Below are 9,348 nucleotides of genomic sequence, written 5' to 3' on the forward strand. Positions count from 1 at the left end.
GAAAACACGGAAACCCGAAAAAACACCCGTAGCGTAGCGGAGTGGTGTTTTTAAGCCCACGTCGAGGCAATGCGAAGCGAGCCGAGACGATCCCGAGCGCTTGGCGTATGCGAAGCGAGGGCAACGGCAGGAGACAACATGGCAAAAGCAGCGGACAAAATCAAAGGCAGCACACGAAAAAGCTACGGCAAAATCACAGGCACACATTTGGCAAGAGCGAAGGAACAAGGCTACACGCTCACGCCCAAAGGCTTGGCCGATTACATGACGAAATTGGCAGGCAGTGGGTCAATCACAAAATCGAGTTGGTACAAGCTGCGCTGCGCCATTGCCTCCACGCAAAACTATGGCGGCTACAAGGATGCGGCGGATCGTTTAAGGGCTTTGAAATTTCCAGAACAGGCCACGCCCAAAGCAAAGCCCAAACGAGCCAAGATCATCACGGATCAGGATTTCAAAACGCTGCGCGACACGGTGGCCGACAAAAACGACACAATCACTTGGGCTTATTTGACGCTGTGCCGCCATTTGGGTTGCCGCCCTGCGGAAGTCCAGCACGTCAGCGAATTGAAAGGGGAATTTTATGTGCCGTCTGCCAAACAACGGGCGGACGGTCGGGGGCTGGATCGCTTCTTGACGGTGGGCGATCCTGCGGCCTTGTTTGAGATTCGCAAAGCCATGGGGATTATTGGCACCGTAGAGCCGTTAAAACGCAAAACCCTACACCGAGTAGCCCAAAGCCGATTAAACCGCACCACGGCGGCGCTGTGGCCTCGGCGGGAGCGTTTGCCCACGCTGTACACCCTACGGCATCAGATGGGTTCTGATTTGAAATCCTCAGGCTTGCCGCCTGAGGAAGTGGCGGCGGTCATGGGGCACCAGTCCACCGCATCCGCCAGTGTGTACGGCTACAAGGTGTCGGGGCGTGGGTCGGTGGCGGTCAAACCCACGGGGGCAACCGTGGCGAAAGTTCGTAAGGTGTGCCCTGCGTCATCAGCACGTTTTAACAAAGCGACACACTTTAAAAAAGCACAATTTAAGCCTTGACAAGGGCATGACTTAATTCTTGCAAAATCCCGCATTCAAGCGTTTCACCGTTGCATTGTCGACGCAGATTTTTAAGTTGAGTTTGAAGCGTTTTAATCTCGTTGAGTTTGATTTGTACTTTTTGAATTTGCTCGTCCACCAGCGTATTGACTTCATCACAACGCGACTGCGGATCATCGGCAAATTCCAGTAGCCGCGCAATGTCTTTCAGCGACATGTCCAAGTCTCGGCAGCGGCGCACGAATGCAAGCCGCTGTAAGTGGTCGTTTTGATAAAAACGGTAGCCGTTCCCCTGTCGCTGAGGGGGCGGCAAGATGCGTTCACTCTCGTAAAAACGCACCACCTCGACCGTACACCCCGCAAGTTTTGCCAGCTCACCAATTTTCATATCACAAAATCCTTCAAACCCCTTGACCCTATAGTAGCTTCATGGTTTCTAATTATGCCATTGATGTTGTCAAGGAGCAAAAGTATGGGGAAAAACTGTGATCATGGCTGTGAGGCTGGAGCGACTGACCACGCACCAACGCACCGCTATCGTCGGATTTTGTGGATCGCCTTGGTGGTCAATGCCGCCATGTTTTTTGTTGAGATTATTTTTGGAAAAGTGAGCGGGTCGGTCTCACTGTTGGCAGATGCGATTGATTTTTTTGGCGATGCGACAAACTACGCTTTATCTCTTTGGGTACTTGGGGCTAGTTTAGTTTGGCGCTCGCGTCTTGCGCTTGGCAAGGGTGCTGTCATGCTGGGTTATGGGCTGTTCATCTTCGCCAAAGCCGCTTTAAGCGCATACCAAGGTGCCACGCCTGAACCGTTTTTAATGGGGAGTATTGGACTTCTTGCTCTTGCGGCAAATTTTGGCGTGGCTTTGCTGCTCTATACTTACCGTGAAGGCGATGCGAATATGCGTTCTGTTTGGCTATGTACGCGCAACGATGCTATAGGAAACGTGGCTATTGTGCTGGCTGCTTTAGGTGTTTTTGGGACGGGGTCGCTCTGGCCTGATGTAGTGGTTGCCGTGATTATGGGCGGATTGGGAATTAGCTCAGGCTGGTACATCATTAAACAGGCCAATAGCGAATTAACTATTGATCGCAGCACTTCAAAAGAAGTCGTTAGGAGCGATTTTGTCTAAAGAAAAAGCGCTGCTTGCCTATTTCCTAGTCTATTTCTTCATAGCGTTCGCATGGAAAAGTTGGAGAACTTACTTAAAAACTGGGGTGAATCCAATTGTGCTGCCAAATACCGATGATGCTTATGGTTTTGTGGCGACTGGATTTAAATTAATTTTAATGGCCATATTGCTTTATTTGTGTGCTTTGGTCTTTTTTGACTTTGTGGAATCTGGTTCTGGCACTTTTCAATGGTTGGAATTCGTTGGAATTGAAATTTTTGCATGGCTGTTGATGACTGTGGGCCTGCTCACAACCATCAAATCACAGCATGACTTATCCGATTCTTGGCGTATCGGTATCGATAACCACTCAAAAACAAATTTAATAACCACTGGGATTTATAAATTCAGTCGTAATCCAATTTTTTTATCAATGCGGTTGTCAGTTTTTGGTGCATTTTTACTTGTACCCAATGGCGTTATGCTGCTGTTACTTGGGTTGAGTGAGGTATTTATTCAGGTTCAGGTGAGGCTTGAAGAGACTCATCTAAAACAGGTTCACGGTAAGTACTACGCAATCTATGCAAGCAAGGTGCGACGCTGGATATAAAACTGTCTACGGCTGTACCTGTGGGAAACCCCGCTGCTGCCCTTCGGCAAGCATGGGCGGGGTTATCCATAGGCAGGCGAAGCCTGAGCGGTGGGCGATCAATGGGTCATTCTTCGCTGAACTTTGACCTTGCTTCCTCGGTAGCCCTTCGTCTTTTCGTAGTTCTTGGAGCATCTGAGGAACGATTCTGCGCGGCTTCTGGGCAGGCCCATTTCCTTGGCGCGGCTGTGGAAGTCATCCAGCAAAAGCGCGTCGTCTTTGCCCATGATTTTGTCGAGTTGAACGTCTGTGCTTTCCTCGTGGGCTGAGTGCCATGAGAACGATGCAGGGTTGAATCGGATGGTGAAGGGTTTGACTGTGGCGTAGTTGCGCGATCCATGGTGCAGCCTGCCCTCGTTGTCGCCCTTGGGTTCTATGCCCAAAACGAACTCAAACGCGCCACCTATGGCACTTGCCCCACGTCCTGCTAAAAACGGGTCTGACCAGTCCACGGCACTTTTACCCGTGTGGTGAACCACAAAAATGGCGGCGTTTAATTCGGTTCGCAATTTTCCGAACTCGCGCAAAACTGCGGTCATGAGCACATTATCATTTTCCTCACCCACCACATAGTAAAGCGGGTCAAAGATAATAACCGTTGCACCCCAATTCTTGGCGGCTTCTGCCAATGCGTTGAATGGCTCTTGATTTACCTTTTGGGTTTTGGTGTCTACCAGTGCTTCACCCTTGCAAAATTCATCACTGCTCAAAAACATCACATTGTCCAACTGCTTGGGCGTGGCGTTGTAGAAGGTGTTCATCGTGCGCAGACGAACGCCCAAAGCGGTTTTGGTCAATTCGAGATTGACGTAAACAATCTTGTCTGCCTCTTCACTCACTGGCAAGCCTAAAAACGGTTTTTTGGTGAGTAGCGAAAAAACCAGATTCAAGGCCAACATGGATTTTTTGGCTTTGGCGGGTGCGACGATCATGCCCACGGCGTTGCGCTCCACAAGGGTTTTAATAAGTGGCTTAAACTCAATACCTTGTGTGGCTCGCATGATGGTGCTGCCTTTGTTGGATTCGGTGAACTGCATGAAAAGGTCTCAAAAGGTGATTCTTAAAATTCACCTTACGAATCCTTTTTTGATTGTCAACCTTTGCAATTTTTCACCCCCTTCCGACCGCTTCGCTTCGCCCCCTCACAGGGGGCTGTCGGCTTGTTTTTTTGGATGTTTGACAAAAGGTTGAAAATTAAATAGGCTGTACCTTGACAGCCTATTTAATTCACTATCGACCTTTCTAAACACCTTTCACGGTGTTTTTTCTTTGCGCAGTTTGGCGGCTTTGGCCTTGCGGTCTTCAATCATTTTCCAGCGGGTCAAAAATGCTTTGAAGGTTGGATCGCTGGCTTTCATGGCTTCATAGTCCAAGGCATAGGACAGCCTGCTCATGGTGTCGGCAAGGGCTTGTAAGCCCACGTCGTGCGTGTACGTGCCAAAGTGAACGGTTTGCCCTGCCTCGCCTCGGTGTCCCGTTATCTGCATGACGTGCGCGGTATTTGCGCCCGTGGCGTGTAGGCGGGTGATCACGGTGTGCCTGAACGAGTGAAAAACCTTCCTGTCGTCTTTGATGCTGCGCTTTTCCATCAGGATGGTGAATTGCCGTCCCGCGTTTTTGCCCCTGCCGTTTGCCCCGTCCACCGTGTGGGGGAATAGGTATTCCTGCCCCATGCCTTTGACCTGCTCGGCATAGCGCATAAAGCCCAGCGCCTGTAGTTGCGGGTGAACGGGAACCAGTCGCCTTGCGTCTGCCGTTTTACCGCCTTCAATTTGAAAACATGGCACACCGTCCACCGTCTTGATGTTGGCGGCTTTCAGGCTGGCGATTTCTTCGCGCCTTGCCCCGCTGAACAAGGCCACCACGGGCAACCAGTAATGATCAGGCTTGCCCATGTCCACGGGGTAAGCGCTGCTAAAAATGGCTTTCAAGTCGTCATTGCTGAACGGCTCGTAATGCTCGGTCTTGGGCGAAAGTTTGCCCGTTCCTTTGATAAACAAGCCTTCCACGGGGCTGGTCGGGTGCGCGGTGTAGTGCCCGTGGTTGATCGCCCAGTTGAAAAAGTCGTTGACCTGCCCCAGTCGCTTGTTTAGGCGGTTTGCTCCCATGCGTTTGAGGTCGTTGGTTTTCAATTGGACGATCTCGGCCTTGCTAATCAGGTTGATTTCAAGGTCGCCAAAAATAGCGGTGAAGTCCTTGTATGTCCTGCCTTTTTCCACCAAGGTTTGCGCGGCGTTCTGGTGCTTCTTTTCGTCCAGATAGGCGGCGGTGGCCTCACTGAACCGCATGGACTTCTGGATGGGGCGCGGCTGCCTGCCTAGGTTCATCGCCTCTTGAATCGGCGGGTGTGTGCCGTGGATGGCTTTGTAGGCTTCCAATGCCTGCATCATTCTGGCGAAGTCCTCGGGGCTGTCCGACTTCATCACCCCACGCGACAAGTCCAATTCAAACTTGTTGGCAAAGTCTTCTAGATTGGGCAGGTGCTCGGGCTTTTTGGTGCTCATGCGGCGTTGGCTTCTCTTTCGTTCATAGGCTTCGTTGAACTGTAGCGCCAAAACGCGGGCAATTTCGGGGGACTTGGTGCGCAGGCTGTGCGTGGCCTCGCGGCGCTTGCCTGCCTCGTCTGTCCAGACAACGCGCAAACCGTAAACGCCCAAGCGGTTGACCTTCAGGCGGGGAACTCGAATCATGTGTGACACCAAAGTGGGACACCATCGAGTTCTGAAAAGCAAAAAGTCCTTGACGAATCAAGGACTTATGCATGTTGGTGCGGCTGGCGGGGATCGAACCCACGACCCTTGGCTTCGGAGGCCAATACTCTATCCACTGAGCTACAGCCGCGTACGGGTCGGAATTATCTCACGGCGCCCTTCTTGCAAGCCTGATAAAAGGCATGACGGCTATAATTTGCGGCTGTTTCGGACAATGTCCGCCCCTTTTTTGTACCCGTCCACAGAGGATGTCATGAGCGATAACCATCAAGATCACGCCCACGAAGCCCACACCGGCCCCATCAAATCCGGTAGCCAGCTGCTTTGGTCCAGCATTGCTGCCTTCGTGATTCCGGTGTTCATCATCATCGGCCTGGTCTATTACGTGACCTCCGGCAACAAGACCGCTGCTGGCAGCACTGACTCCGAGCGTGCTGTTGCCGAACGCATTATGAAAGTGGGCACAGTCGAGATTCGCGATGCCAACCGTCCTCTGCGAGCTGGCGAGGAAGTGTTCAAGGGTCAATGTGCTGCTTGCCATGCAACCGGTGCTGCTGGCGCACCCAAGGTGGGTGATGCTGACGCTTGGGGCCCTCGCCTGAAGCAAGGCTTTGACACCTTGGTGCAGTCTGCGCTCAAGGGCAAGGGCGCCATGGGTGCTCAAGGCGGTGGCGACTTCAACGATACGGAAATCGCTCGTGCTGTGGCCTACATGGCCAACCAGTCTGGCGGCAAGTTTGAAGAGCCCAAGGCACCTGCTGCTGAAGCGGCCAAGTAATCTGCCTGCACACCCTCAAAAAGCCGGCTGATGCCGGCTTTTTTCATGCCCGTTGCATGTTCAGCGTCTCACGGCCGGGCTGCGAACAAAACCAAACTGGGCTGGCAAGTTGGCCCAGTGACAATCCTGCACCGTCCAAGCCTTGTACTCCAAAGCCTCTGCAATACAGGCCACATCTTGTGTGTGCACCAACCCCAGACCCAACTCCGTCAACAAGTACACGTGACCCTGCTCGTCTTGCCAGACGGATTGCACCTTTGCTGCCAGGCCGGTATGGCTTTGCACAGCACCATCACTGCCCACACGCCAAACCCAGGGCGTGTTTTCCAGCTCCACAAATACCCTCTGCGGGCCGTTCTGAAAATACCAGCGTCCCAGTTCGTCACTGGCGTAGTTGCGCTCGATAAAGGCTTTGAGTTTTTCGTGATCGACGTGCGAACCTTTGGCCTGCATTTGTCCAGACTGAAAGGCTCCCGCCTGTTGCGCAGCATCGTCGCGCATGTACCAGCGCCCACGGGCATCTAGACCCAACCACCCGTAGCAGTCGGGCACGTTGGGCCACTTGGCCATGGCTTGTCGAACCAGATCATCCATGTGCTTACTCCTGCTGCCCGCTGGCCTGCAACAGCCACTTGCCCACATCGTCAGCCAAGCCCCACACTTGGCCGGGGAAGTGCCCCCGAACAAAGCCCACATGTCCGCCCTGCGCGGGTTGCCAAAGCGTGACCTCAGGGGACACGGCTTGCTGATCGGGCAAGGTCCAAGCAGGTACAAACGGGTCGTTTCTGGCGTTGAGTATCAAGGCTGGCACCGTGATCCCGGTCAAATGCGGCTTAGCCGAGGCTCTCGTCCAATAGTCGCGCACATCGGCAAAGCCGTGCACTGGGGCGGTAAAGGCGTCATCAAACGCATACAGATCCTTTGCCTGCAAGGCGCGCTGCAGATCAAACGATTGTGAAAACCTTTTTGCCTTACGCTGCGCCTTGGCTTTCATGGTTTTGAGGAACATGGGGGTGTACAGCCAGCGATTAAGCCCTTGCCCCAATGCCAAGCCGCTGCCCATCAAGTCCAGCGGCGAACTGATCGAGGCCACGGCATGTACCTTGTTGGATGCGCGTTGACCTTGCAAGCCGGCCCAAAGCATCAACGCATTGCCGCCGAGTGACACACCGGCCGCGCATACTTTCGCTTCTTGGGCGTGCTTCACGACTTGCGCAAGTATCCAGTCAATTTCTGCATGGTCCCCGCTGTGGTACGCGCGTGGCAGATCGTTGTCCTGTCCACTGCAGCCTCGAAAGTGCGGCATCCACAAATTCACCTTCTCAAGCTGAGCCCAACGCCTGAAGGCCTGTGCATAGTGGCTTTGGGAGGAACCCTCCAGCCCATGAAACAGGACCAGGTGCGGTCGGTTTTCGCTGAGAGTCTGCTGGATATCCACATCTATCCAGTCGCCATCGGGTGTTGTCCAGCGCTGGCGTTGCATGGGGGCCAAACGCCCATCGTGCGTTCGAGCCAGTTTCGCGCCCCAGATGGTTTGCACATGCCCGCCGGGCAGCCATAAAGCCTGCTGCATCAATGCAGTACGGCCGGCGCTGAGACGGCTGCAGCGATATCGCTGGCCGTGCCCGGGCTGGCATGGTGAGCCACCATGCGCCAGCCCTGCGGTGTTTTGTGGAACACATTGGTCACGACCACCCAGGCTTTTTGGGGGCCTGCAGGCGTATGGATGTCAATGCGTTCCACCAGGTGATGAACGGCGCTGGCGAGCGACTCAATCTTGTGGACTTGTTCCGGATGTGCCAGCACCGGGCCGTGTGCAAACAAAGCTTCAAAGGCCGATCGAATGGCGCCAGAGCCTATCAGGCGCGGTCCGCCTGGGTGCACACACACAATTTCTTCTTCTTCGGCCCAGCAGTTCATCAGCTGCGCGAGATCGCCCTTGTGCAGAGCTTCATAAAAGCTGTGCTCCACATCGTCAGGGCGGCCGCCGAGTGCGACATGTCGAAGTTTGGCTTTAGGCATGATCAGATCCTTCGCGTCCCGAAAGCAAAAAACCCCGGCAAGCCGGGGTTCTTGAAAGGGCATAGGCCACTGCAGCTTGCGCTCATCAGTGCTTGCGGTATTTACGCAAGGCAGCCAACTGAGCGGCCAGCACAGCCAGCTCTGCCTGGGCAGTCGCCAGGTCCACTTCGCTTTTGGCATTGCGGATGGCTTCTTCGGCTGCACGCTTGGCTTCATTGGCTTTTTCTTCGTCCAGGTCCTTGCCGCGAATGGCGGTGTCAGAGAGCACCGTCACGCAATCAGGTTGAACTTCCAGAATGCCGCCGGCCACGAAGACAAACTCTTCGCCGCCGTCTGCCGTTTCGATGCGAACCGAACCGGCCTTGATGCGGGTGATCAGGGGGGTGTGGCGGGGGTAGATACCCAGTTCGCCAGCTTCACCCGGCAGGGCCACAAATCGGGCTTCGCCCGAGTAGATGGACTCTTCTGCACTGACCACATCAACGTGGATGGTGTTCATGTTTGCTCCAGTTCAAAAAGGGGAAAGTGGTTTCAGCGGTGAGGCGACCGAGGTCGCCTCATCGTTCCGCTTAGGCGACTTTCTTGGCCTTTTCGAAGGCTTCGTCGATGGTGCCGACCATGTAGAAAGCTTGCTCGGGCAGGTGGTCGCACTCGCCGTTCACAATCATCTTGAAACCACGGATGGTTTCGGCCAGAGGCACGTACTTGCCGGGCGAACCGGTGAACACTTCAGCCACATGGAAGGGCTGGGACAGGAAACGCTGCATCTTACGAGCGCGTGCCACGACCAGCTTGTCTTCGGGAGCCAGTTCGTCCATACCCAGAATGGCGATGATGTCGCGCAGTTCTTTGTAGCGCTGCAGGGTACCCTGCACGGCGCGGGCGGTACCGTAGTGCTCTTCGCCAACCACGTGCGGGTCCAGCTGACGGCTGGTGGAGTCCAGCGGGTCCACGGCCGGGTAGATACCCAGAGCAGCGATGTCACGAGACAGCACAACGGTGGAGTCCAAGTGAGCGAAGGTGGTAG

The 9,348-nt window shown here is 54.2% G+C and carries 11 protein-coding genes, 1 tRNA gene and 1 pseudogene; 4 read left to right on the forward strand and 9 right to left on the reverse strand.

What is annotated here, in order from left to right:
- Positions 1 to 138 precede the first annotated feature (138 nt).
- Complete coding sequence (locus tag AAFM15_RS05820) at positions 139 to 1,047, forward strand: hypothetical protein (protein WP_341685764.1); 909 nt, start codon at positions 139 to 141, stop codon at positions 1,045 to 1,047.
- On the opposite strand, the gene cadR is transcribed toward AAFM15_RS05820, so the two are convergent.
- Complete coding sequence (gene cadR / locus AAFM15_RS05825) at positions 1,037 to 1,435, reverse strand: Cd(II)/Pb(II)-responsive transcriptional regulator (RefSeq protein WP_341685765.1); 399 nt, start codon at positions 1,433 to 1,435, stop codon at positions 1,037 to 1,039. The genes AAFM15_RS05820 and cadR overlap by 11 nt on opposite strands.
- A gap of 84 nt (positions 1,436 to 1,519) precedes the next feature.
- Here cadR and AAFM15_RS05830 point away from each other — a divergent pair, with 84 nt between their 5' ends.
- Positions 1,520 to 2,182, forward strand: coding sequence for a cation diffusion facilitator family transporter (locus tag AAFM15_RS05830; protein ID WP_341685766.1), 663 nt, complete (start codon positions 1,520 to 1,522; stop codon positions 2,180 to 2,182).
- Entirely contained in the window at positions 2,175 to 2,771 is a 597-nt protein-coding gene (locus AAFM15_RS05835) for an isoprenylcysteine carboxylmethyltransferase family protein (RefSeq protein ID WP_341685767.1), read from the forward strand. Before AAFM15_RS05830 ends, AAFM15_RS05835 begins: the two co-directional genes overlap by 8 nt.
- Before the next feature lie 98 nt (positions 2,772 to 2,869).
- On the opposite strand, the gene AAFM15_RS05840 is transcribed toward AAFM15_RS05835, so the two are convergent.
- From AAFM15_RS05840 to AAFM15_RS05850, 3 genes are all read right to left on the reverse strand, one after another.
- Positions 2,870 to 3,847: an AAA family ATPase gene (locus tag AAFM15_RS05840; protein WP_341685768.1), complete on the reverse strand. Its 978-nt coding sequence runs from the start codon at positions 3,845 to 3,847 to the stop codon at positions 2,870 to 2,872.
- Between the two features lie 216 nt (positions 3,848 to 4,063).
- Positions 4,064 to 5,500 (reverse strand): site-specific integrase, encoded by a 1,437-nt coding sequence (locus AAFM15_RS05845; protein WP_341685769.1) that lies wholly within the window; start codon positions 5,498 to 5,500, stop codon positions 4,064 to 4,066.
- Between the two features lie 75 nt (positions 5,501 to 5,575).
- A tRNA-Arg gene (locus tag AAFM15_RS05850) sits at positions 5,576 to 5,651 on the reverse strand.
- A gap of 123 nt (positions 5,652 to 5,774) precedes the next feature.
- On the opposite strand from AAFM15_RS05850, the gene AAFM15_RS05855 reads away from it, so the two are divergent.
- Positions 5,775 to 6,299 (forward strand): c-type cytochrome, encoded by a 525-nt coding sequence (locus tag AAFM15_RS05855; protein WP_341685770.1) that lies wholly within the window; start codon positions 5,775 to 5,777, stop codon positions 6,297 to 6,299.
- A 60-nt stretch (positions 6,300 to 6,359) separates the two neighbouring features.
- Here AAFM15_RS05855 and AAFM15_RS05860 read toward each other — a convergent pair whose 3' ends face one another.
- The 5 genes and pseudogenes from AAFM15_RS05860 to AAFM15_RS05880 form a co-directional block, all read right to left on the reverse strand.
- Entirely contained in the window at positions 6,360 to 6,893 is a 534-nt protein-coding gene (locus AAFM15_RS05860) for a DUF2946 family protein (protein ID WP_341685771.1), read from the reverse strand.
- A 4-nt stretch (positions 6,894 to 6,897) separates the two neighbouring features.
- Positions 6,898 to 7,872: an alpha/beta fold hydrolase gene (locus tag AAFM15_RS05865; RefSeq protein ID WP_341685772.1), complete on the reverse strand. Its 975-nt coding sequence runs from the start codon at positions 7,870 to 7,872 to the stop codon at positions 6,898 to 6,900.
- Complete coding sequence (locus AAFM15_RS05870) at positions 7,872 to 8,321, reverse strand: nuclear transport factor 2 family protein (RefSeq protein WP_341685773.1); 450 nt, start codon at positions 8,319 to 8,321, stop codon at positions 7,872 to 7,874. The genes AAFM15_RS05865 and AAFM15_RS05870 overlap by 1 nt, the downstream gene beginning before the upstream one ends.
- Before the next feature lie 85 nt (positions 8,322 to 8,406).
- Positions 8,407 to 8,820, reverse strand: a complete 414-nt coding sequence (locus tag AAFM15_RS05875) for a F0F1 ATP synthase subunit epsilon (RefSeq protein ID WP_341685774.1) — start codon at positions 8,818 to 8,820, stop codon at positions 8,407 to 8,409.
- 70 nt (positions 8,821 to 8,890) lie between these two features.
- Positions 8,891 to 9,348: pseudogene (locus AAFM15_RS05880) on the reverse strand (F0F1 ATP synthase subunit beta); the annotation flags it as partial.

The sequence above is a fragment of the Limnohabitans sp. genome (genome assembly GCF_038134685.1).
Lineage (GTDB): Bacteria > Pseudomonadota > Gammaproteobacteria > Burkholderiales > Burkholderiaceae_C > Limnohabitans_A.